The sequence below is a fragment of the Aquabacterium sp. J223 genome (assembly GCF_024666615.1).
Taxonomy (GTDB): Bacteria; Pseudomonadota; Gammaproteobacteria; order Burkholderiales; family Burkholderiaceae_C; genus J223.
Window position 1 is genome coordinate 1,426,348 of record NZ_CP088297.1, and the last position, 22,349, is coordinate 1,448,696.

Annotated in this window: 20 protein-coding genes and 2 pseudogenes; 16 read left to right on the top strand and 6 right to left on the bottom strand. The window is 72.6% G+C overall.

The window, feature by feature from the left end; translation table 11 throughout:
* Positions 1–7: 7 nt before the first annotated feature.
* Entirely contained in the window at positions 8–1,591 is a 1,584-nt protein-coding gene (locus LRS07_RS06900; RefSeq protein WP_260501217.1) for a DUF268 domain-containing protein, read from the top strand.
* A 78-nt stretch (positions 1,592–1,669) separates the two neighbouring features.
* On the opposite strand, the gene LRS07_RS06905 is transcribed toward LRS07_RS06900, so the two are convergent.
* From LRS07_RS06905 to LRS07_RS06920, 4 genes are read right to left on the bottom strand one after another with little or no spacing between them, the layout of a single operon-like run.
* The gene (locus tag LRS07_RS06905; RefSeq protein ID WP_260501218.1) at positions 1,670–2,764 is read right to left on the bottom strand and encodes a glycosyltransferase family 2 protein; all 1,095 of its coding nucleotides are present in this window, start codon (positions 2,762–2,764) and stop codon (positions 1,670–1,672) included.
* Between the two features lie 23 nt (positions 2,765–2,787).
* The gene (locus tag LRS07_RS06910; RefSeq protein WP_260501219.1) at positions 2,788–3,822 is read right to left on the bottom strand and encodes a hypothetical protein; all 1,035 of its coding nucleotides are present in this window, start codon (positions 3,820–3,822) and stop codon (positions 2,788–2,790) included.
* 14 nt (positions 3,823–3,836) lie between these two features.
* On the bottom strand, positions 3,837–4,505 hold the full coding sequence (locus LRS07_RS06915; protein ID WP_260501220.1) for a class I SAM-dependent methyltransferase: 669 nt from the start codon (positions 4,503–4,505) through the stop codon (positions 3,837–3,839).
* Complete coding sequence (locus tag LRS07_RS06920) at positions 4,502–5,239, bottom strand: glycosyltransferase family 32 protein (protein WP_260501221.1); 738 nt, start codon at positions 5,237–5,239, stop codon at positions 4,502–4,504. The genes LRS07_RS06915 and LRS07_RS06920 overlap by 4 nt, the downstream gene beginning before the upstream one ends.
* A 151-nt stretch (positions 5,240–5,390) precedes the next feature.
* Here LRS07_RS06920 and LRS07_RS06925 point away from each other — a divergent pair, with 151 nt between their 5' ends.
* The 14 genes and pseudogenes from LRS07_RS06925 to LRS07_RS06990 all read left to right on the top strand — a co-directional run bounded on the left by LRS07_RS06925 (position 5,391) and on the right by LRS07_RS06990 (position 17,898).
* On the top strand, positions 5,391–6,128 hold the full coding sequence (locus tag LRS07_RS06925) for a PA4824 family protein (RefSeq protein WP_260501222.1): 738 nt from the start codon (positions 5,391–5,393) through the stop codon (positions 6,126–6,128).
* An 85-nt stretch (positions 6,129–6,213) separates the two neighbouring features.
* A complete protein-coding gene (locus LRS07_RS06930; RefSeq protein ID WP_260501223.1) occupies positions 6,214–7,968 on the top strand; it encodes a hybrid sensor histidine kinase/response regulator in 1,755 nt (584 codons plus the stop codon).
* Positions 7,965–8,540 carry a histidine phosphatase family protein gene (locus LRS07_RS06935; protein ID WP_260501224.1) on the top strand — a complete coding sequence of 192 codons (576 nt, stop codon included), beginning with the start codon at positions 7,965–7,967 and terminating at the stop codon, positions 8,538–8,540. Before LRS07_RS06930 ends, LRS07_RS06935 begins: the two co-directional genes overlap by 4 nt.
* Before the next feature lie 220 nt (positions 8,541–8,760).
* Positions 8,761–9,084, top strand: a complete 324-nt coding sequence (flhD, locus tag LRS07_RS06940; RefSeq protein ID WP_260501225.1) for a flagellar transcriptional regulator FlhD — start codon at positions 8,761–8,763, stop codon at positions 9,082–9,084.
* 31 nt (positions 9,085–9,115) lie between these two features.
* A complete protein-coding gene (gene flhC / locus LRS07_RS06945; protein WP_260501226.1) occupies positions 9,116–9,655 on the top strand; it encodes a flagellar transcriptional regulator FlhC in 540 nt (179 codons plus the stop codon).
* A gap of 304 nt (positions 9,656–9,959) precedes the next feature.
* Positions 9,960–10,820, top strand: a complete 861-nt coding sequence (gene motA, locus LRS07_RS06950; RefSeq protein WP_260501227.1) for a flagellar motor stator protein MotA — start codon at positions 9,960–9,962, stop codon at positions 10,818–10,820.
* A gap of 81 nt (positions 10,821–10,901) precedes the next feature.
* Positions 10,902–11,849, top strand: coding sequence for a flagellar motor protein MotB (gene motB / locus LRS07_RS06955; protein WP_260501228.1), 948 nt, complete (start codon positions 10,902–10,904; stop codon positions 11,847–11,849).
* A 60-nt stretch (positions 11,850–11,909) separates the two neighbouring features.
* Complete coding sequence (gene cheY / locus LRS07_RS06960) at positions 11,910–12,305, top strand: chemotaxis response regulator CheY (RefSeq protein ID WP_260501229.1); 396 nt, start codon at positions 11,910–11,912, stop codon at positions 12,303–12,305.
* Positions 12,306–12,346: 41 nt separating this feature from the next.
* Entirely contained in the window at positions 12,347–12,979 is a 633-nt protein-coding gene (locus LRS07_RS06965; protein WP_260501230.1) for a protein phosphatase CheZ, read from the top strand.
* Positions 12,980–13,117: 138 nt separating this feature from the next.
* A complete protein-coding gene (gene flhB, locus LRS07_RS06970) occupies positions 13,118–14,269 on the top strand; it encodes a flagellar biosynthesis protein FlhB (RefSeq protein ID WP_260501231.1) in 1,152 nt (383 codons plus the stop codon).
* A 96-nt stretch (positions 14,270–14,365) separates the two neighbouring features.
* Positions 14,366–15,106 (top strand): GntR family transcriptional regulator, encoded by a 741-nt coding sequence (locus LRS07_RS06975; protein ID WP_260501232.1) that lies wholly within the window; start codon positions 14,366–14,368, stop codon positions 15,104–15,106.
* Between the two features lie 12 nt (positions 15,107–15,118).
* Positions 15,119–16,100: pseudogene (locus LRS07_RS06980) on the top strand (tripartite tricarboxylate transporter substrate binding protein).
* Positions 16,093–16,896, top strand: coding sequence for an amidohydrolase family protein (locus LRS07_RS06985; RefSeq protein WP_260501233.1), 804 nt, complete (start codon positions 16,093–16,095; stop codon positions 16,894–16,896). Before LRS07_RS06980 ends, LRS07_RS06985 begins: the two are co-directional and overlap by 8 nt.
* 11 nt (positions 16,897–16,907) lie before the next feature.
* Positions 16,908–17,898: pseudogene (locus tag LRS07_RS06990) on the top strand (Bug family tripartite tricarboxylate transporter substrate binding protein).
* Positions 17,899–17,923: 25 nt separating this feature from the next.
* Here LRS07_RS06990 and LRS07_RS06995 read toward each other — a convergent pair.
* The gene (locus LRS07_RS06995) at positions 17,924–19,765 is read right to left on the bottom strand and encodes an ABC transporter ATP-binding protein (RefSeq protein WP_260501234.1); all 1,842 of its coding nucleotides are present in this window, start codon (positions 19,763–19,765) and stop codon (positions 17,924–17,926) included.
* A 171-nt stretch (positions 19,766–19,936) separates the two neighbouring features.
* Here LRS07_RS06995 and LRS07_RS07000 point away from each other — a divergent pair, with 171 nt between their 5' ends.
* Positions 19,937–20,908, top strand: coding sequence for a TIGR03885 family FMN-dependent LLM class oxidoreductase (locus tag LRS07_RS07000; protein WP_260501235.1), 972 nt, complete (start codon positions 19,937–19,939; stop codon positions 20,906–20,908).
* A gap of 21 nt (positions 20,909–20,929) precedes the next feature.
* On the opposite strand, the gene LRS07_RS07005 is transcribed toward LRS07_RS07000, so the two are convergent.
* On the bottom strand, positions 20,930–22,315 hold the full coding sequence (locus LRS07_RS07005; RefSeq protein WP_409450605.1) for an aminotransferase-like domain-containing protein: 1,386 nt from the start codon (positions 22,313–22,315) through the stop codon (positions 20,930–20,932).
* Positions 22,316–22,349: the final 34 nt, after the last annotated feature.

Genomic DNA, 22,349 nt, shown 5'->3' on the forward strand with positions numbered 1-22,349 from the left:
CATGACGATGCCGCACGACACCCTCCTGCCCGACGCCCCGGCCGCCACCGCCGACCCCGCCACCACGCTGGTGCAGCGGCTGCAGGGCGGCATCGGCAACCAGCTGTTCCAGCTCTTCTTCGCGCGCTGGCTCGGCCGGGTCAGCGGCAGCCCGGTGGCCTTCGACCTGCAGGGCTTCCAGCGCGACGGCTACGGCCGCGGGCCGGTGCTGCAGCGGGTGGCGCCCGACGCGCAGGTGCTGGACATCGGCACGCTCGACACGGCCGGCCTGCGCCTGCTGCGCGAACAGGACTTCAGGCTGCCGCCCACCGGCCCGCTGCCCGAGCGCTACGGCCTGCCGGCCGGCATCCGCCACCTGGTGCTCGACGGCTACTGGCAGGACCGGCGCTTCGTCGACGCCGCCGGCGTCGCCGCGCTGCGCGCCCACCTCACCGCCACGGTGGAGCCGGCGGTGCAGCCCTGGGCCGCGCGCCTTCGCGCCGCGCAGCGGCCCACCGCGCTGCACATCCGCCGCCACGACTACCGCCACCACGGCCTGTGCAGCGAGGCCTACTACCTGGACGCCCTGCGCTGGCTGGCCGCCCGCCACGGCCCGCTCGACGTGTTCGTCTTCTCCGACGAGCCCAACGCCAGTGCCCACCTGCTGCAGGCCGCCGGCATCGCGCACACGCTGGTGCGCTCCGGCGACGACCTGGCCGACCTGCACCTGATGTCGCTGTGCGGCCGCCACGTCATCTCCAACTCCAGCTTCTCCTGGTGGGGGGCGATGCTGTCGGGCAGCGACGAGGTCATCTGCCCGGCGCCCTGGTCGCTGCAGCACACGCCGTCCGCCGAGCTGCTGCCGCCGCGCTGGAAGCGCCTGGACGAGGCGCTGGAGCGCCCGGCCGCGGCGCCGGCGCACCGCGATGCGCTGGACCGCGAGCAGTTCCGCGTCGACTTCCAGGCCTTCTTCGCCCAGGGCGTGCCGTCCGGCTGGACGGTGCAGCAGCGGCCCTGCCTGGACGACGCCACCAAGACCACCGGCATCGACGCCCACTACGTCTACCACACGGCCTGGGCCGCGCGCCGTCTGCTGGCCAACCCGGTGGCCGAGCACGTCGACATCGGCAGCGACCACCGCTTCACCACCATCGCCTCGGCGTTCCAGCCGATGCGCTTCCTCGACTACCGGCCCTGCGAGGTGTCGCTGTCCAACCTGGTCAGCGGCCATGCCAACCTGCTGGCCCTCGACATTCCCGACGACAGCCTGCAAAGCCTGTCCTGCATGCACGTGGTCGAGCACATCGGCCTCGGCCGCTACGGCGACCCGATCGACTTCCACGGCGCGGACAAGGCCATGGACGCGCTGCAGCGCGTGCTGGCCCCCGGCGGCCTGCTGTACTTCGTCGTGCCGGTGGGCGAGCCCTGCGTGGTCTTCAACGCCCACCGCATCTTCCGCGCGTCGGACATCGTGCGCCGCTTCGCCGACCTCGACCTGGTCGAGTTCTCGCTGGTCGACGACTTCGGCCGCTTCACCGAGCACGTCGCGCCCGAAGCCGCCGACGGCCAGCGCTACGCCTGCGGCTGCTTCCTGTTCCGCAAGCGGGCGTGAGGCGCAGGGCCTGAGGCCGAAGGCCAACGAAGAAGGGGACCTCGCGGTCCCCTTCGTCATGGTGGCGCCCGTGTCGGCTCAGCAGAACCGGAGCAGCGGCAGCCGGCCGTACAGCAGCGGATCGCCCACCAGGTAGCGGCTGCGCGCCAGCGAGGCGACGATGCGGCGCAGGGCGACGGCGTCGTCGGGGCTGGCGGCGATCGGCGGCAGGTCCTGCTGTGTCAGCAGCTGCGCGATGCGGCCGGCCACGCCGATCAGCTGGCGGGCGCGCTCGTCCTGCACGCCCTGGCCGAGCAGCCGCTGGACCCAGGTGGCGCCGAAGCCGGCCTCGTCGGCGGGGGTGCCGCCTTCGCTCAGCGCCTCGGTCAGCACGCCGCTGGATTCGACGAAGAGGGCATGGCTCTCGGCGGCGAAGTCGAAGCGGGTGAGCTGCGCGGGGTCCCAGAACACGTCGGAGGCCGCCACGTCCTGCAGGTTGTCGTACTGCACGTGCCAGCCGCGGGCCTTCTCGGCGTGCGAGAAGCGGGCCTTGCGCTCGGCCAGGATCTTGCGGCGGCCGTGTTCCAGGCTGCGCACCGGGTAGTGCTTGTGGATGAAGCGGGTGGGGTAGACGCGGGCGCCGGGGACCTGGACGTGGTGGCCGCCGAGGCTGGCGATGTCCACCGCGCCCAGCGACTTCCAGGCCTTGACCTGGCGCTGGTTGAAGCGCTCGGTGCCGGAGTAGTGCGTCATCGAGCCCTCGAAGTCCGCCGGGTCCACCACCGTGTCGGCGGTGAGGCGGAAGTTGAAGAGCTTGAAGTTGACCAGGTTGTAGCCGGCGGCATCGACCCGGTCCAGGCCCTCGCGCAGCGACACGCCGGGCCAGGGCGCATGACGCACCTCGTCGGCGTCGACGTGCAGGTACCAGTCGTAGCCCAGCCGCAGCGACAGCCGCTCCTTCAGCTTCAGCAGCGCGGTCCAGTCGTAGACCTCGCGGCCGTTCTCCTCGAAGCGCACGCACTCGATGTCGACCACGCCGTGGCCGACCAGGTCGGCCACGCGATCGGCGGTGCCGTCGGTGGAGGCGTTGTCGACGAGGTAGACGTCGACGCCCTGCTCGATCAGCTTGGTCACCGATTCGCGGATCACGTCGGCCTCGTTGTACACGGCCATCAGGGCGCAGGCGGTCTTCATGGGAAGCGGTCGGGGAGGAGGGGTCAAGGGGCCGGGTACAGCCGCGGCGACACGGTGCTCAGCGAACTGCCGGGCAGCGGTGCCCCATAGCCCAGCAGGTGGAAGCGGTCCACGCCGGACACCGTCTGGCGGTAGGCGCGCAGCGCCCGGCGGTCGGTGCCGGCGGTGGTCAGGCCGTTGGTGTCGAACAGGGCGGTCACCTCGGCCGCGCTGAGCGTCCTGAGGACGCCGCCAAGCGTCCAGTCGGCGCTGCCGTCGGGCCGCAGCACGAAGCGTTCGCCGGTGGCGGCGGTGCCGTCGCAGGCCAGACCGTTCCATTGCACGCTGCCGCCGGCCGCGGCCGCCAGCAGGTGGGTCAGGGTGGCGCTGTTCAGCACGCCGCCGCCGATGCGCAGCATCGCCAGGCGGGCGTTGGTGTCGCTGGCGCTGCCGCACAGCTGCACCAGTTCGCCCAACGCCAGTTCCGAGCAGGCGAAGAGTGCGGTGGCACCGCTGCCGCCGGAGACGGCGCAGCCGTTGCCGCCGGTCAGCGGGTAGGCATAGCGGTAGGCGATGCCGCCGACGGTGGTGTTGCCCGTGGTCACGTCCACCGACACCAGCCGGTTCCAGGCGTCCGCGCTGCCGTTGAGCGGGAAGCCGGCGAAGGAACCGGTGAAGTTGGACGCCGGCGCCGGTGCCGGCGCCGGGGCGGACGGTGGCGGGGGTGGTGGCGGCGGCGGCGAGGGTGCCGAAGCCGCCGGCGACGGTGCGGAGGCCGCCGGGGAGGGCGACGACGCGGCCGGCGACGGCGCGGAGGCCGCCGGCGATGGCGCGGACGCGGCCGGTGAGGGCGACGATGCCGCCGAGGACGGCGAGGAGGCCGCCGGCGGCGGTGCCGCCGCGGAGGGCGTGGCCGTCGCATCGGTGCCGCCGTCGCCGCCGCCGCAGGCCGCCAGCAGCAGCGTGGCCGCGGTCAGGCCGCACAGCGCCAGCCGCCGCTCGCGCGAGGCGTCCGCGCGCGGGCCGGCGGCGCGGCGGTCGGGTGCCTCGGGAGGCGGGCAGGGCGCCGTCGACGACATCACGGCCGGGGCCTTCAGGCCGGGTCGCTGGCCGGTTCGCCCGCCGATTTGCTGGCCGATTTGCTGGCGATGGCCAGCAGCGAGATCCGGTTGAAGAACCACAGGCCCTTCAGCGTCCACGGCGTGTACTTGCGCACCACGTTGGCGAAGGTGTAGGGCGTGTACCAGCAGTTGTGGTCCGGGTGCACCACCTCGACGAACTGCTCCTGCTCGGGCAGCGCCTCGAAGTGGCCGTGGAAGCAGGAGAAGGCGTCGGGCACGGTGATGACGTAGTGCCGAGCGTCCAGCCGGTCGAGCTGCTGCAGGAACCCCTGCACGTCGGGCACGTGCTCCAGCACCTCGGGCACCAGCACGATGTCGTAGGTGCCGGTCACCTGCGACCAGTCGCTGTACAGCCGTCCCGTCAGGTGGGGCTGCATCTGGGCGAAGGCCTCGGTGTGGATGTCGAAGCCGTCCAGGCTGGCGCAGTGCGGCTGCAGCTGCAGGTGCAGGCTGTGCTGCAGGTTGGTGATCGGCCAGTCGACGCAGCCGACGTGCAGCACCCGCTGGCCGGCGCACATCTGCGCGAAGACGTCCAGCCGCGGGCGGCCCTGCAGTTCGCGGCCGACGTCGACGGTCTGCACGAAGTAGGGCGCATGGCGCGCCGCCAGCCGCGAGCCGGCGTTCACGGGCAGCGCGCTCATGCTGTCTGCCCCTCGTGCGCCGAGTACGTCGCCCGATCCCCCGTGGGAATGTGGGCCGGCTTGGGAGCGGCCCGGCGCTCGTCCCGCTCCGCATCGGCCACGTCCTTCAAATGGAGCGTGTCGTAGCTGCGCTTGGTGCTGCCCCATTCCTGGTGGGCGTACACCGGGCCGGGGCCGTCGTAGCGCTGGCCGGTGAAGTGCTCCGGGATGAAGAAGTGGCTGGGCAGGATGGTCAGGTTGGCGTACTTGTACTTGTGGTACGCCTCGGTCAGCAGCAGCGGGCCGACCGTCTTCCAGGCCATGTCGTGGACCACCGTCGGCTTGGCCTGGATGTCCAGGATGAGCTGGCCGACGAAGGGGTTCTCGGGGATGGAGCCGAAGTAGCCGGCGGCGATCAGCCGCGGCCGGGCGAGTTCGTTCTCCCAGCAGGCGAAGGCCTCGGTCTCGAGCATCCACTCGGGCAGCGGCCGCACGCAGACGCTGTCGGCGTCGAGCACGATGCCGCCTTCGTTGTAGAGGATCTCCCAGCGCATCATGTCGGCCACGCCGTTGAGCTCGCGGCCGGCCATCTGCCGCATGTGCGCGGCGTTGACCCACCCGGCCTCGGCCAGGTCGTCGTTGCCCCAGACCTTGATGGTCCAGTCCGGGTGGTGCTTCACCCAGGTGGCGATGCAGTTGTCGGGACGCTTGCTTTCGTCGCCGACCCAGATGAAGTGCAGGGTCTTCGGGATCATGCCGGCACTCTGGCAGGCGGCGCGGTCGGCGATGCCCGGATTAGCGGGGTCGCGGCCGGCCAATCCGGTCGTGTCATGGAGGCTTCGTGCGGCGGAGGTAGGCTCGCCCGCCCGCCGGACCCGCCGGCACCTTGCTTGCCGAGACACGCCGATGCCCCGCCCCGCCGCCAGCCACCGCACCGCCCTTCGCCTGGCATGGGCCGCGCTGTGGCTGTGCAGCGGCCTCGGTCCCGGTGCGGCCCAGGCGGCGCGGCCGATGATCGTGGACGATGCCCGCATCGTGGACCCGAAGGCCTGCCAGCTGGAGACCTGGGGCCGCCGCAACGACGACGGCCACGAGGTCTGGGCGCTGCCGGCCTGCACCGTGGCCGACAACCTGGAACTGACCGTCGGCGCCGGCCGCCTGCGCAGCGACGGCGAGCCCTCGCAGACCGACGTGGTGGTCCAGGCCAAGACGGTGCTGCGGCCGCTGACCGCCGACGGCTGGGGCCTGGCCGTGATGCTGGGCAACGTGCAGCACCGGCCCACCGGCGGCGGCCCGCCCGGCGACCTGGCGCTCAACCTGCCCGCCAGCGTGGCGTTCGGCGGCGACCGCGTCGTGCTGCATGCCAACGTCGGCCTGCTGCACGCCCGCGGCCACCACGGTGGCACCCGCCTGACGGGCGGCCTGGGCAGCGAGACGGTGCTCCACCCGCGCCTCACCCTGGTCGCCGAGAGCTTCAAGACCGCGGTCGGCAAGCCGCTGTGGCACCTCGGCCTGCGCATCTGGCTGGTGCCCGACCGGGTGCAGGTCGACGCCACCCTGGGCGATCGCTGGGGCGGCAGCGATCGCCGCGACCGTTGGGTGTCGATGGGGCTGCGCCTGCTGACCCCTGCGTTCCTGCCCTGAGAACGATGGGGGTGACGGCGCCGCCGCCGGCTCCGCGTGGCCACAATGGCGCCACAGGGGAACGCTCGGGACCGGAGGCTTGCGCTTGAAAATCGACCGAACCAACGCCGGCAGCATCACCGCCCTGCTGCTGTGCGCCGGCCTCATCGGGGCCAGCTGGTGGGCCGGCCGCCAGATGGCGCCCGGCCTGCTCCTGCCGCACGGCTACTGTTTCACCTGGGTGCCGGGGCTGCTGTGGACCCATGTGGTGAGCGACCTGCTCATCGGCCTGGCCTACGTCTCCATCCCGGTCACGCTGCTGTACTTCGTGCGCCGGCGCCGCGACCTGCCGTTCCACTGGATCTTCGTGCTGTTCGCGGTCTTCATCGTCAGCTGCGGCATGACGCACTGGGTGGACGTGTGGACGGTGTGGAACCCGGACTACTGGCTGGCCGGCGGGGTGAAGGTGGTCACCGCCGGCGCGTCGGTGTTCACCGCCGCCGCGCTGGTGATGCTGGTGCCCAAGCTGCTCGCCATCCCCACCACCGCGCAGCTGCAGCAGGCCAAGGCCGCCCTGGAAGCCGAGATCGTCGCCCGACAGGCGGTGGAGCAGGCGCTGCGCGAGGAGCGCGGCGCCCTCGCCGAGCGGGTGGAGGCGCGCACCCGCGACCTGCAGGCCGCCACCGCCGAGGCCGAGGCCGCCCGTGCCGAGGCCGAGCGCGCCAACCGGCTGAAGGACCAGTTCCTGGCCAAGGTGTCGCACGAGCTGCGCACGCCGCTGCAGGGGATGATGGGCTGGCTGCAGATCCTCGAACGCGGCGGCCTGCCGCCGGAGCGGGTGCAGCTCGCGGTGCAGCGGGCGCTGCACAACGTGCACGCCCAGGCGCGGCTGATCGACGATCTGCTCGACGTCTCACGCATCCTGAGCGGCAAGCTGTCCATGGAGCTGCAGCCGGTGGAGCCGGCGCAGCGCATCCGCACCGCGGTCGACATGCTGGCCACCACGGCCGAACGCCGCCAGGTGCCGGTGGTGGTGGACCTGCCGCCCGACCTGCCGCCGCTGCAGGCCGACCCGACCCGCTTCGAGCAGGTGGTGTGGAACCTGGTGGGCAACGCCGTCCAGGCCAGCGGCCCGGGCCAGACGGTGACGGTCACGGCCGCCGTGCTGCCGGCCACCGCCGCCGCGTCGCCCCGGCTGCGGGTGGCGGTGGCGGACCAGGGCCACGGCATCGAACGGGCCGAGCTGCCGTCGCTGTTCGAACCCTTCCGCCAGTCCACCCGGCCGCGCGAGGGCGACCGCGGGCTGGGCCTCGGCCTGGCCATCACCCGCGGCATCGTGCAGCAGCTGGGCGGCGAGGTGACGGCCGAGAGCGAGGGCCCCGGCCGCGGCGCCCGGTTCACCGTCACGCTGCCGCTGGCGGCGCCGACGGATGCGCCGGCGGGGTCTGCGGGGGCTCCCCCGCTGTCCGCCGACGAGGAGGCGCGTCTGCGCCGGCTGCGCGTGCTCTACGTCGAGGACGAGCCCGACATCGCCGAGCCGCTGCGCGAGGCGCTGGTGCCGCGCCTCGGCGGGCTGACGGTGCTGCACCGCTTCGACGAGGCGCTGCCCGCCGTGCGCGCCGGCGGCTTCGACCTGCTGCTGACCGACCTGCAGCTGGACGCCGGCCGTACCGGCTTCGAGCTGCTGCGTGCCCTGCAGGAACACCCGGGCCGGGAGCGGCCGCCCGCCCTGGTGCTGTCGGCCTTCGGCAGCGCCGAGGACCGGGCGGCCACCGCGGCCGCCGGCTTCGTCGCCCACCTGGTCAAGCCGGTGGTCCTGGCGGCGCTGCTCGCCGCGCTGGCACGGGCGCCGGCGGCGTGAGGCGGCGCACGCTGTGGCTGGCCGGCCTCGGCTGCATGGGGCTGCCGGCGGTCCCTGCGTTGGCCCAGGCCCAGGGCGAGGCGGCGGCCTGGGCGGCGCTGCGCGACGGCGCGGTGCTGCTGCTGCGCCATGCCCGCGCGCCCGGCGTCGGCGACCCGCCCGGCTTCCGGCTCGACGACTGCGCCACCCAGCGCAACCTGGACGACACCGGCCGTGCCCAGGCGCGCACGCTGGGGCGGCGGCTGCGCGAGCAGCGCGTCGCCGTCGGCGCGGTGTGGGCCTCGCGCTGGTGCCGGGCGCAGGAGACGGCGCGGCTGATGGACGTCGGCCCGGTGACGCCCGAGCCCGCCTTCGACTCCTTCTTCGGCGCCGACGCCGCGCGGCGCGAGCGGCAGGTGGCCGAGGCGCGGGCGCTGCTGCTGGGCTGGCGCGGCCCCGGTGCGCTGGTGGTGGTGAGCCACCAGGTCAACCTCAGCGCCCTGACCGACGCCGGCGCCGATTCGGCCGAGGGCGTGGTGGTGAGGCCCGACGGCGGCCGGCTGCGGGTGGTGGGCCGGCTGGCGCCGCCCTGAGGCCGGGTCCGCCCGGCCCCGCGGCCACCCTGGCAGACAGCCGTGTCAGATTTTTTCCTACACGGCCGGCAGAAGAACCTGGACTCAAGCGACGGAACTGCTCCGATGTTTCGGGCCTGATCGGCTCTTCAGAATCCATTCCACGCTGATGCACACGACAACACCGGGCAGCAGCAGGACGACAACCGATCACGCCAACCGACACGAAGAGAGACGCCGCATGAACACCGATCAAATCCTTGCCGAGATCCGTGAAGCCAACCTGTCGTACCTGATGCTGGCGCAGAGCCTCATCCGGTCGGACCTCGAGCAGGCGCTGTACCGCCTGGGCGTGAGCGAGGACACCGCGCAGATGATCGCCGCGCTGACCCCGGCGCAGATGATGAAGATCGCCTCCGGCAACACCCTGCTGTGCCGCTTCCGCATGGACGACGACCTGGTCTGGGGCCTGCTGACCAACCACGGCAAGAGCGCCGCCAACGACGCGGTGAGCCGCCTGCATGCGTCGATCCTGATGGCCGGCCGCCATCAAGAAGCCGCCTGAAGCACCACACCGCACGTTGCCGGAGACGACCATGGCCCGCACCAAGAGCATCCTCACCGAAGCCAAGCAGATCGACCGCGCGGTCCTGCTGATCAAGCTGGGCGCCCGCCTGCAGGTGCTGGAGTCGGAGACCGACCTGTCCTACGAGCGCCTGCTGCGCCTGTACAAGGAGGTCGCGGGCAAGAGCCCGTCCAAGGGCCAGCTGCCGTTCTCCACCGACTGGTTCATGACCTGGCAGCCGAACATCCACGCCAGCCTGTTCCTCAACGTGCACGAGTACCTGAACAAGACGGCCGAGCTCGACGAGATCGACGTCGTCATCAAGGCCTACCAGCTGTACCTGGAGCAGACCACCGCCCAGGGCCTGGAGCCGCTGCTGTCGGTGACCCGCGCCTGGCGCCTGGTCAAGTTCGTCGACAACGGCATGCTGACGATGACCAAGTGCTCCAAGTGCGGCGGCCACTTCGTGACGCATCCGCACGAGATCGCCAAGCACTTCGTCTGCGGCCTGTGCAACCCGCCGGCGCGCGCCGGCAAGGGCAAGGCCGCCGGCGCCCTCTGCCTGCACTGAACAACCCGTTTCAACCCCGGCCTCAAGCCGGCGCTCGCGCGGACGAAGAACCCGTCGAGCACTCCCGTGTTTCGTTGCGTGTCTCCTCCTCGGCGCCCATCCGGTGTCGTTGCCGGGCCCTCCCTCGCGGAGGGCCTTTTTCTTGGTGCCGGTGCGCACAAACGCAGAGATGGCCGGCGCTTCGCCCCCTTGTCCGCAGCACCCGGCCGCGCGCCCCCCGACCACACTCAAGTGACCCGCCGCCCCGGCCGATATGGCTGGCAAAGCGCCTTTCAGGGCGCGAACGGTCACCTGTCTCCACACCATGTTCGTCATCATCGGTTGGGTCGTCGCCCTCGGCTGCATCTTCGGCGTGTTCATCGTCCACGGCGGCAACATCGGCGTGGTGATGAAGGCGTTGCCCTTCGAGATGATCACCATCATGGGCGCGGCCATCGGCGCCTTCATCGCCAACAACCAGCCGCGGGTGCTCAAGGCCACGCTGGGCGGCTTCGCCGCGTGCTTCAAGGGCAGCAAGTACACCAAGGCGCGCTACATGGAGCTGATGGCGCTGCTCTACGACATCCTGCAGAAGGCCCGCAAGGAAGGCCTGATGTCGATCGAGAAGGACGTCGAGGAGCCGGACAAGTCGCCGCTGTTCCAGAAGTACCCGACGGTGGGCAGCGACCACCACGTCGTCGAGTTCGTCACCGACTACCTGCGCATGATGGTCTCGGGCAACCTGAACGCGCACGAGATCGAGTCGCTGATGGACAGCGAGATCGACACCCACCACCACGAGGCGCACGCGCCGGCGGCCGCCATCCAGCGCCTGGCCGGCGGCCTGCCCGCCTTCGGCATCGTGGCCGCGGTGCTGGGGGTGGTGAACACCATGGGCTCGGTGGGCCAGCCGCCGGCGGTGCTGGGCGGCATGATCGGCTCGGCGCTGGTCGGCACCTTCCTCGGCATCCTGCTGGCCTACGGCATCTTCGAGCCGCTGGCCGGCCTGCTCGAGCAGAAGATCGACGAGGGCACCAAGGAACTGCAGTGCATCAAGACCACGCTGCTGGCTTCGATGCAGGGCTACGCCCCCCAGGTGGCCATCGAGTTCGGCCGCAAGGTGCTGTACTCCACCGAGCGCCCGAGCTTCTCGGAGCTCGAGGGCCACGTCAAAGGGAAGAAGTGATGGCTGAGCGCCGGGCCGCTCCCGACGTCAGCCAGCCCCCTCGGCGGGCAGCGAACGCACCCGTGAGCATGGGAGCGTCACATGGCGGGTGACGCGAAAAAGCTCCAGCCCATCATCGTCAAGCGCATCAAGAAGGGCGGCCACGGCCACCATGGCGGCGCCTGGAAGATCGCGTACGCCGACTTCGTGACCGCGATGATGGCCTTCTTCCTGCTGATGTGGCTGCTGGGCAGCACCACCGACGGCGACAAGAAGGGCATCGCCGACTACTTCCAGTCGCCGCTGAAGGTGTCGCTGATGGGCGGCGGCTCCGGCTCCGGCGACGCCTCGCACGTCATCAAGGGCGGCGGCCAGGACTTCACCCGCACCAGCGGCCAGGTCAAGCGCGGCGAGGTCTCGGCGACCAAGTCGACCATCAACCTGCAGGCGCTCAAGGCCGAGCAGACCCGTGCCGAGGTCGCCCGCCTGGAGGACCTGAAGCGCAAGGTCGAGGAGCGGTTGCGCGCCTCGGCCCGACTCAGTTCCATGATGTCCCAGCTCCGCCTGGACATGACCCGCGACGGCCTGCGCATCCAGATCGTCGACGAACAGAACCGGCCGATGTTCGCCAGCGGCAGCGCGGTGGTGCAACCCACCATGCGCGAGCTGCTGCGCGAGATCGGCGGCGTGCTGGTCGAGGTGCCGAACCGGCTGACGCTGGAGGGCCACACCGACGCCCAGCCCTTCAGCGCCGGCGAGCGCGGCTACAGCAACTGGGAGCTGTCGTCCGACCGGGCCAACGCCTCGCGCCGCGAGCTCATCGCCGGCGGCCTGCCGGAGGACCGGGTGCTGCGGGTGCAGGGCCTGGCCGCGTCCAGCCCGCTGGTCAAGGACGATCCCAACGCCGCCACCAACCGCCGCATCTCCATCATCGTGATGAACCGCGACGCCGAGGACCGCTTCTTCCGCACCGCGCCAGAGATTGCCGAGGCGCTGACCGGCGCCGCGCCGGCCGAGCCCGCGGCACCCTCAAGTCCGCCGCCGCGCTGACGATAGACAACCCACGCATCCGCTGCCTGCCTGCCCCGTCCCCCACCGGACCGCCTTGCCATGAACCCCACCGACCTGAAGTTCCTGATCGTCGACGACTTCTCCACCATGCGGCGCATCGTGCGCGGCCTGCTCAAGGAGATGGGCTGCAACAACGCCGACGAGGCCGAGGACGGCGCCATCGCGCTGAACCTGTTGCGCAGCCAGAAGTTCGACTTCGTCGTCAGCGACATCAACATGCCGAACATGAACGGCTTCGACCTGCTCAAGGCCATCAAGGCCGACGACAGCCTGAAGCACATCCCGGTGCTGATGGTCACGGCCGAGGCGCGCAAGGAGGACATCGTGCTGGCGGCGCAGACCGGCGCGGCGGGCTACATCGTCAAGCCGTTCACCAAGGCGACCCTCGAAGAGAAGGTGCAGAAGATCCTGCAGAAGCTGGCGACTCCCGCCTGACAGGGCCGAGGCCCACCACCCCCGCCCTGGAGCGCCGGAAAATGAAAATGGACGACCTCGCCACCCTGGCACCGCAAATGGCCGCGCAGGCCTCGCCCGAAATCTTCCAGCAGCTGGGTCACATCACCCGCCAGCTGCACGACACGCTGCAGCAGCTGGGCGTGATGCCCAAGCTGCAGCAGGCCGCCGACGGCCTGCCGGACGCGCGCAGCCGCCTGTCCTACATCGCCAAGAAGACCGGCGACGCCGCCGACAAGGTGCTCAACTCGGTGGACCGCGCCAAGTCGGACCACCAGCACATCGCCGACGAGACCCGGCGCATCGCGCAGGCCATCACCTCGGACCCGGTCAAGGCCGTGGCCTCCGGCGCGGTGATGAACTTCGTCAGCGACGTCGAGGCCGCCACCGCGCGCATCGACCAGCACCTGACCGACATCATGATGGCGCAGGACTTCCACGACCTCACCGGCCAGGTGGTGGCCAAGGTCGTCGCGCTGGCGACCGACCTGGAGGACAGCCTGGTCAAGCTGCTGGTGCAGGCCGCCCCGCCCGAGCAGGCGCAGAAGGTCGAGTCCACCCTGCTGAACGGGCCGGTGGTGAACCCGGAAGGGCGCACGGACGTCGTGCAGAACCAGGGCGAGGTCGATGACCTCCTGGCCAGCTTGGGCTTCTGAAGAAGCGCAAGCCAGCCTGGCTGAACGTTTCGCTCCCCCGAGCCCCCCAAGCGGGGGCTCCAGTCAGTTGTTGAGAAGCCGGCCGTGGGCCGGCTTTTCTGCGTTTGCCGTACGACGCGCTGATCGGATGATCGGTGCATGTCCGACGCCGACAAGCGGTTGCCGCCCACCGAGAAGCGCCTGCGCAAGGCGCGGGAGGAGGGGCAGGTCGCGCGGTCGCGGGAACTGGGCAACTTCGCGGCGGTGGCCGCCTGCGGGGCGCTGCTGGTGGCCGCGGCGGCGCCGCTGGGCGGCTGGCTGCTGGACCTGGTGGCCGCCGGGCTGCGCTTCGACCTGCAGGTGCTGCAGAGCCCGCAGGCGATGACCGAGCGGCTGCCGCCGCTGCTGGGCCGCATGGCGCTGGTGGTGCTGCCGATCGGCGCGCTGATGGCGGCGGTCGCCGTGCTGGCGGCGGTGGTCACCGGCGGCTGGAACTTCACGCTCAAGCCGCTGGCGCCCAACTTCGGCAAGCTCAACCCGCTGTCGGGCGTGCAGCGCCTGTTCTCCGCCCACCAGCTGACCGAGACGCTGAAGGCGGTGCTGCTGACCACCGTGCTCGCCACCATCGGCGCGCTGTGGCTGAAGAGCCACCTGGCCGACTTCGCCGCCGCGCTCGCCCTGCCGCTGCCGCAGGCCTTCGTGCACGCGCTGTCCTCGCTGCAGTCGGGCCTGGTGCTGCTGCTGCTGGCGATGGCGCTGTTCGCCGCCGTCGACGTGCCGCTGCAGCGCCAGCTGCTGGCGCGCCGCCTGCGCATGAGCGTGCAGGAGGTCAAGCAGGAGATGAAGGACGCCGAGGGCAACGTCGAGGTCAAGGCCAAGATCAAGGCCCGCATGCGCGAGGTGGTGCGCCGCCGGATGATGGCCGCCGTGCCCACCGCCGACCTGGTGGTGATGAACCCGACCCACTACGCGGTGGCGTTGAAGTACGACGAGGCCACGATGGCCGCGCCGCGGGTGGTGGCCAAGGGCGCCGACCTGCTGGCGCTGCGCATCCGCGACCTGGCCAAGGAATCGAAGGTGCCGGTGCTCGACGCCCCGCCGCTGGCCCGGGCCCTCTACGCCCATGCCGAGCTCGATGGCGAAATCCCCGCCGCGCTGTTCAGCGCCGTGGCCCAGGTGCTGGCCTACGTCTACCAGCTGCGCACCGCGCTGGCCGGCCGCGGCGCCATGCCGGCGACGCCGACGGTGACGGTGCCGGACGAACTGGACCCGCACCATCCGGCCGCGCAGGGCCCGTCCCGCCGATCCTGAGCCCGGCCGCCCCGGCCCGCGGCCGCCGCAGTCCGACCACCCGCGTCGGCGTTACTACGTAGCTCTAGTCCTATAGAGGACCAGTAGCATGAGGGGATGGCCCCGAACCGCCTCACCCTCGTGCAGCCCGAGCCCGGGCAGAGCCGCTACGCCGCGCTGGCCGCGGCGCTGCGGCATCGCGTCATGGCCGGTGAATGGCCGGCGGGCACCCCGCTGCCCGCCGAGACCCGGCTCGCCGCCGAACACGGCGTGGCGCTGGGCACGCTGCGCCGGGCGCTCGAACTGCTGGCCGAGCAGGGCCTGATCGAGCGCCGCCACGGCAAGGGCACCTTCGTGCGGGGCGGCCTGGCCGGCGCGACGATGCTGCGCTTCTTCCGCTTCGGCAGCGGCGACGGGGAGGTGCCGCGGTCGCGCGTGCTCTCCCGCCAGCCGGTGGTCGCCTCGGCCGAGGTGGCGCGGCGTCTCGGCGTCGCGGTCGGCGACCCGGTCCTTCGCCTGCACCGGCTGCGCTCCCTGCAGGCGCAGCCCCGCCTGCTCGAAGACATCTGGCTGCCGCTGCCGCTGTTCGCGCCGCTGCTCGATTGGCCATTGGCCGACTGGGGCGACCTGCTCTACCCGGCGTTCGCCGAGCGCTGCGGCGTCGCGGTCACCCGCGCCACCGACGAGATCGGCTTCGCCACCCTCACCGCCGCCCAGGCGCGCCACCTCGACCTGCCGCCCGGCCACCCCGGCGTGACGGTGACCCGCCAGGCCTACGACCTGACCGGCCGCTGTGTCGAGCTGCGCACCACGCGCGCCGATGCCTTCGCCTTCCATTACGCCGTCACGATCACCTGAGGAGGCCGCTCCATGCCGTCCATGCCCACGACCCGAAGACAGTTCCTCGCCGCTTCCGCGTCGTCCGCCGCCGCGCTAGCCCTGCCGGTCCGTGCCGCGGCCGACATCGGCGGCGGCAAGCCGATCACGCTGGTGGTGTCCTACCCGGCCGGCGGCGGTGCCGACGCCATGGCGCGCCTCATCGGCCCGAAGCTGGCCGAGGCCCTGGGCCAGCCGGTGGTCGTCGACAACAAGCCCGGCGGCAGCGGCACCATCGCCGCGCAGCAGGTCGCCCGCGCCGCGCCGGACGGCACCACGCTGCTGCTGGACGCCTCGTCCTTCGCGGTCAACCCGGCGCTGTTCCCCAAGCTGCCGTACGACAGCGACAAGGCCTTCGTGCCGATCGCGGTGCTGGCGCTGTTCCCCAACGTGCTGGTGTGCACCCCCCGGCTTCGAGGCGAAGACCGTGGCCGACGTGGTGAAGCTGGCCCGCGCCAGGCCGAAGGGCGTCATGTACGCCTCGTCCGGCAACGGCTCGGCGCAGCACTTGGCCGGCGCGCTGTTCGAGCAGCTGGCCAAGGTGGAGCTCTCGCACGTGCCCTATCGCGGCGGCGGCCCGGCCATGAACGACGTGATGGGCGGCCAGGTGCCGCTGTTCTTCGCCAACGTGGCGTCCAGCCTGGGCCAGATCCAGGCCGGTCGGCTGCGGCCGCTGGCCGTCACCGCGGCGGTGCGCTGCCGGGCGCTGCCCGACGTGCCGACGATGGCGCAGGCCGGTGTGGCCGGCCACGAGGTGCTGGAGTGGAACCCGGTCCTCGCGCCCGCCGGCCTTGCGCCGGCGGTGCGCGACAGGCTGCAGTCGGCGGTGGCCCGCACGATGGCGGACCCCGAGGTGCTGGGCCGCGTGCGGGCGCTCGGCGGCGACGTCTTCACCGGCCATCCCGCGCAGTTCATCGGCGCCCAGCAGGCGCTGTGGGCGCGCGTGGTCAAGGAACGGGGGATCAGCCGTGACTGAACCGGCGCCCGCCGGCTGGGACTGCCATGTGCACGTCTTCGCGGCGTCGGCACCGGTGCGGGACGGGCACTACCGGCCGGTCGACCGGCCGCTGGCGCAGATCGAGGCCACGGCCGAGGCCCACGGTGTGCGCCACCTCGTGCTGGTGCAGCCCAGCGTCTACGGCAGCGACAACACGCTGCTGCTCGACGCCCTGGCCACCGAGCCCGGCCGCCACCGCGGCGTGGTGGTGGTGGACGACACCGTCACCGACGCCGAACTCGACGCCATGCACGCCGCCGGGGTTCGCGGCGTGCGGTTGAACCGGGTCTCGCCGGTGGGCGACGGGGCCGATCCGGCGCGGCGCTTCGACGCGCTGGCGCCACGGCTGCGGCCGCGGGGCTGGCACTTGCAGTGGTACACCGACGCCGCGCAGCTGCCCGCCATCGCCGCGCTGCACCGCGACAGCGGCGTCACCTGCGTGCTCGACCACCTGGCCGGCTTCGGCCTGGCCGTGCCCGACGACCACCCGGCCTGGCGGGCCGCCGAGGCGCTGGCCGCCGGCGGCGCCTGGCTCAAGCTCTCGGGCTGGTACCGGCTGGGTGCGCAGGCGCCCTACGCCGGCCTGGTGCCGCGCATCCGCCGCCTGGCCGCGTGGTTCGGTGAGCGCATGGTCTGGGGCTCCGACTGGCCGCACACCACCTTCGCCCCCGAGGCCATGCCGCCCTACGCCCAGGGCTGGCAGCCCGTCGTCGACGCCCTGGGCCCCGGGGCCGCGCGGGCGCTGCGCGGCCGTCCGCCATCGATCTACCGCTAGAGGAGAACGCCATGCCGACCTTCATCACCCGGCGCCATGCGCTGCGCCTGGCCGTGCTCGGCCCCGTGGCCGGCACGCTGCCGTCGCTCGCCGGGGCGCAGGCCGCCTGGCCGAACAAGTCCATCCGCCTGGTCGTGCCGTTCGCCCCCGGCGGCAGCAGCGAGATCGTCGCCCGCGGGGCGGCCGCCGAGCTGACCAAGCTGCTCGGCCAGAGCGTCTTCGTCGACAACAAGCCGGGCGGCGCCGGCAACGTCGCCATGGGCGAGGTGGCGCGGGCGGACGACGAGCACACCGTCATCCTCGGCCACATCGGCACGCTGGCGGTGAACCCGTACATCTTCGACAAGCTGCCCTACGACGCGGCCAAGGCCTTCGTGCCGGTGTCGCTGCTGGCCAAGGTGCCCAGCCTGTACGTGGTGCGGCCCGAGCTGCCGGTGAAGAACCTCAAAGAGTTCATCGCGCTGGCCAAGAGCAAGCCGGGCCAGTTGAACTACGGCTCGGCGGGCAACGGCAGCGCCGGCCACCTGGCCTTCGAGTACCTGAAGATGGCGACCGGGACCTTCGTCGTGCACGTGCCCTACCGCGGCACCGGGCCACAGCTCACCGACCTGATGGGCGGCCGGCTGGACGCGGCCGCGGTGGGCGCGCCGGCGGTGATGCAGTTCATCAAGACCGGCAAGCTGCGCTGCATCGCCACCGGCACCACGCAGCGGTTGGCCCAGCTGCCCGAGGTGCCCACCGTGGCCGAGCAGGGCTTCCCCGGCTTCGAGATGACCCAGTGGTACGGCCTGCTCGCCCCCCTCGACCATGGCCCGGGCCAACGTCGACAGGCTGGCCGCGGCCTCGGCGCGGGCGATCAAGGAGCCGGCGACGCTGAAGCTGCTGGAAAGCGAGGCCGCCATCGCCGTGGGCAGCACCCCCGCCGAATTCGCCAAGTTCATCGAGCTCGAGCAGCAGCGCTGGAAGCCGGTGATCGCGCGCGCCAAGATCAAGCCCGACTGACCGCGGCGGGGGCGGCGGCGCGGCGCTACTCCGTCTCCAGCCCCTGCGCCTGAAGCGCCCACAGCCGGGCGTAGAGGCCGCCGGCCTGGCGCAGCCGCTCGGGCGGGCCGTCCTCGACGACCCGGCCCTGCACGATCACCACCACGCGGTCGAAGGTGGCCACGGTGGCCAGCCGGTGGGCCACGGCGATGACGGTGCGCCCGTGCATCAGCCGGCCGAGGGCGGCCTGGATGGCGCGCTCGCTCTCGCTGTCCAGCGCCGAGGTGGCCTCGTCCAGCAGCAGGATGGGCGCGTCCTTGAGGAAGGCGCGGGCGATGCCGATGCGCTGCCGCTGGCCACCGGACAGCCGCGCGCCGCGCTCGCCGACCAGGCTGTCGTAGCCCTCGGGCAGGCCGCGGATGAAGTCGTCGCAGTGGGCGGCGCGGGCGGCGGCCTCCACCGCGGCGTCGTCGGCGTCGGGCCGGCCGTAGCGGATGTTCTCGCGGACGGAGCGGTGCAGCAGCGCGATCTCCTGCGGCACCACACCGATGGCCTGGCGCAGGCTGTCCTGCTGCACGAAGGCGATGTCCTGCCCGTCGACGAGGATGCGGCCGGCCTGGACGTCCTCCAGCCGCTGCAGCAGGCCGACCAGGGTCGACTTGCCGGCGCCCGACGGCCCGACGATGCCCACCCGCTGGCCGGCGCCGATGTGCAGGTCCAGGCCCTGGAAGACCGGCTGCCCGCCCTCGTAGGTGAAGTGCACGCCCTGCAGCCGGATGTCGCCCGCCGGCGCCTGCAGCGGCGACGCCCCGGGCACGTCGGCCACCGGCTGCGGCCGGGCGACCAGCCTGAGCGTCTCGTCGATCAGGCCCAGGTGCTGCGAGGCGTCGACCAGCGACAGCGCCAGGTCGCGCGAGCCGTGGAGGATGCGAAAGGTCAGGGCGCTGATGACCACCACGTCGCCGGCGGTGCCGGCGCCCACCGTCCAGGCGCGGATGGACCAGTACAGCATGCCGCCGGCCATCAGCCACAGGCAGATGTCGTGCAGCACCCGCGTCTTCTCCATGTGCAGCCAGCTCTTGCGGTGGGCACGGGCCTCGAGGCCGAACTCGCGCTGCAGCCGCTCGTACTCGCGCTGGCGGGCGGAGAAGGCCTTCACCGTCCAGATGTTGGCCATCACGTCGACCAGCTCGCCGCCGACGCGCGACGCCTGTTCGGCATAGGCCTGGTGGTGCGGCCGGCCGCGGCGGCCGAAGCGGGTGATCAGCGTGCCGACGATGGCCACGAAACCGAGCAGCGCCAGCGCCATGCGCGGGTCCACGCTGACCAGCACCACCACCGCGCCGAGGAAGTCGACGATGGGCGGCAGCACGTGCCAGATGGCGATGCCGAAGAGGCCGGCCGCGGCGCCGGCGGTCTGCGTCACCCGGCTGCCCAGCGCACCCGACATCTGGTCGGCGAAGAAGCGCATCGGGTGGCGCGTCAGCCGGGCGAACAGGTCCAGCCGCAGGTCCACTCCGGTGGCCACCACCGTGCGGCAGCCCAGCCAGCCGCCCAGCCGCCACAGCGCGCTCTCCAGCGCGATCAGGCCGATGAACAGCGCCAGCCAGCGCCACACCTCGCCCGCCCGGTGGTTGCCCTCGGCCATGGCGTCGATGATCAGCTTCATGCCGTACTGCACGCCCACCGAGCAGCTGGCCCCGCCGACGATGATGGCCGCCAGCACCGCGAACTGCCACGGCCGCCGCCGCACGTAGCCGAGCAGGAAGGGCAGGGCGCGGTCGGGCAGGTCGGGGGTGGGGGCCGGCGCCGGCACCGGTGCGGCACCGGCGTCGGGCCCCGGCCAGCGCGGCGCGCCGGAGGCGACCGCGGGCGGGTTGGTGGTCAAGGCGTCGGTCCGGCGGCGGGGGTCCGGGCCGGTGGACGCCGCAGCACGAAGGGGCGGGGGCATGGCGCAGCCAGAGGCAATTGGGGTTCCTCCCGGGCGCGGCCTGTGGCCGGGTCCGAGGTGCGGTACCGGTGTTCGGGCTGGGCGGCGCGCGCCTTGCCGCGGCAGGGCATGACGCGCTTCAGTTACCACGTCTCGCACGAGCAGTTCGCGCCCTCGGCGCTGCTGCGCTTCGTGCAGCAGGCCGAGGCGGCCGGCTTCGACGCCGCGTTCAGCTCCGACCACCTGCAGCCCTGGGGCCCGCAGCAGGGCCACTCCGGCTTCAGCTGGGCCTGGCTGGGAGCGGCGCTGCAGGCCACCCGGCGGCTGCAGTTCTCCACCATCACCGTGCCGGGCGGCTGGCGCTACTCGCCGGTGCTGCTGGCGCAGGCGGCGGCCACGCTGGCCGAGCTCCATCCCGGCCGCCTGCCCTGGATCGCGCTCGGCAGCGGCGAGGCGGTCAACGAGGCCGTCGTCGGACCCTGGCCGGACAAGGCCGAGCGCAACCGCCGGCTCGAGCGCGGCGCGCGGGCGATGCGCGCACTGCTGGCCGGCGAGCGCGTGCACCAGGCCGGGCCGCCGACGGTGTCGCACGCGCGGCTCTGGGTGCGGCCGCCGGCGCCGCTGGCGCTCGTCGGCGCCGCCACCAGCGAGGCCACCGCTCGCTGGCTGGGCGGCTGGGCCGACGGGCTGCTCACCCTGGCGCCCGACGTCGAATCGTTGCGCGCCCTCGTCACCGCCTTCCGCGAAGGCGGGGGCGAGGACAAGCCGGTGCACTTCAAGTTCGACCTTAGCTGGGCGCCCAGCGAAGACGAGGCCGAACGGCAGGCGCATGCGCAATGGCGCTTCAACGCGGTGGACCGCGTCAGCGCCGCCGAATGGCACCAGCCCGAGGACTTCGACGCCGCCACCCGCGGGATGCCCGTGGCCGACATCCGTCGGCATGTCTTCGTCAGCGCGGACCTGCGCGCCCACGCCGACCGGCTGCGCGAGCTGATGGCGCTGGGCCCGGCGTCGATCGACCTGCACCAGGTCGGCCTGTCGCAGGCGGCGTTCATCGAGGCCTTCGGCCGAGAGGTGCTGCCCGCGCTGCGGCGGCCCTGATCGACGGCCCTCGCCGCTACATCACCGTCGCGTGCGGATGCTGGGGTGCTCCAGCGTCTGCGCGATCAGGCGCAGCATGCCGTCGCAATCCTCGCGCGACAGCGGCCCGCCGAGGCAGATGCGCACCGCGTCGGGCGGGCTGCCGTCGGTGCTGAAGGCGGCGCTGGCCACCACCGCCGCGCCCTGGGTGCGCAGGTAGGAGGCGAACTCCACCACGCTCCACGACGAGGCCAGCGGCAGCCACAGGTGGAAGGCCTCCGGCTGGCTGACGAGGCCGTGCGCGCCCAGGTGCTGCTGCGCCAGGGCGTGGCGGGCGATCGACTCGGCGCGCACCGCGTCCAGCACCGCTTCGGCCGTGCCGTCCTCCACCCACCGGGTGGCCAGGCCGCTGGTGATCGGCGAGGCCATGACGTGCAGCGACCGCATGGCGCCGGCCAGCCGCTGCGCCAGGCGTTCCGACGGCGCGCAGACGTAGGCGCTGCGCAGCCCGGCGCCCAGGCACTTGGAGAAGCCGGTGATGTAGTAGGTCAGCTCCGGCGCGAAGGTGGCCACCGGCGGCAGGCGCCGGCGCGGCAGCATGGCGTAGGCGTCGTCCTCGATGATGGGCACGCTGTAGCGCAGCGCCACGTCGGCCAGCCCTTCGCGCCGCCGCGCCGACATGGTCAGCGTGGTCGGGTTGAGGAAGGTGGGGTTGCAGTAGACCGCCTTCGGCGCCAGCGTGCGGCAGGCATGCTCGAAGGCGTCCAGGTCGGGCCCCTCGTCGTCCATCGGCAGCGGGTGCAGCTGCACGCCGAGCTGGGTGGCGATGGCCTTCAGGCCGGGGTAGACCAGCGCGTCGACGCAGATCGATTCGCCCGGCCGGGCGAGCTGCGAGATCAGCGCCGTCAACACGCTGTGGATGCCCGGGCAGACCAGCACCTGGCCGGCGGTGATGCCCGACAGCCGGCGCTTGAGCCAGGCCATGGCGGCGTCGCGGTCGCGCGGCGAGCCGCCGAAGTCGTGGTAGCGCAGCAGCTCGGCCATGTCGGCGCCCTGCAGCGCGGCGGCCGCGCCCTCGCGCAGCCGGGCCAGCAGGGCGGGGTCGGTGGGCTCCGGCGGCATGTTCATGGTCATCGCCGCGGCGGTGCCGTTGCGCAGCGGCAGGCCCGCGGCCTGGCGCCGCACCCAGCTGCCGCTGCCCGAGCGCGAGTCGATCAGCCCGCGCTTGCGCGCCTCGGCGAAGGCACGGGCCACCGTGGTGTAGTGCAGGTCGAGGTCGCGCGCCAGCTCGCGCAGCGTGGGCAGCCGGTCGCGCTCGGCCAGGCGCCCGTCGCGCAGGTCCTCGGCAATCAGCTCGGGGATGACGACATAGGCCGGCTGGTCGGAGGCCTCCAGGCGGCGGCGCCAGCGGGTGGCAAGTTGCGGCATGGGCGGATTGATCGCATGTTGCATGCCGCGCCGG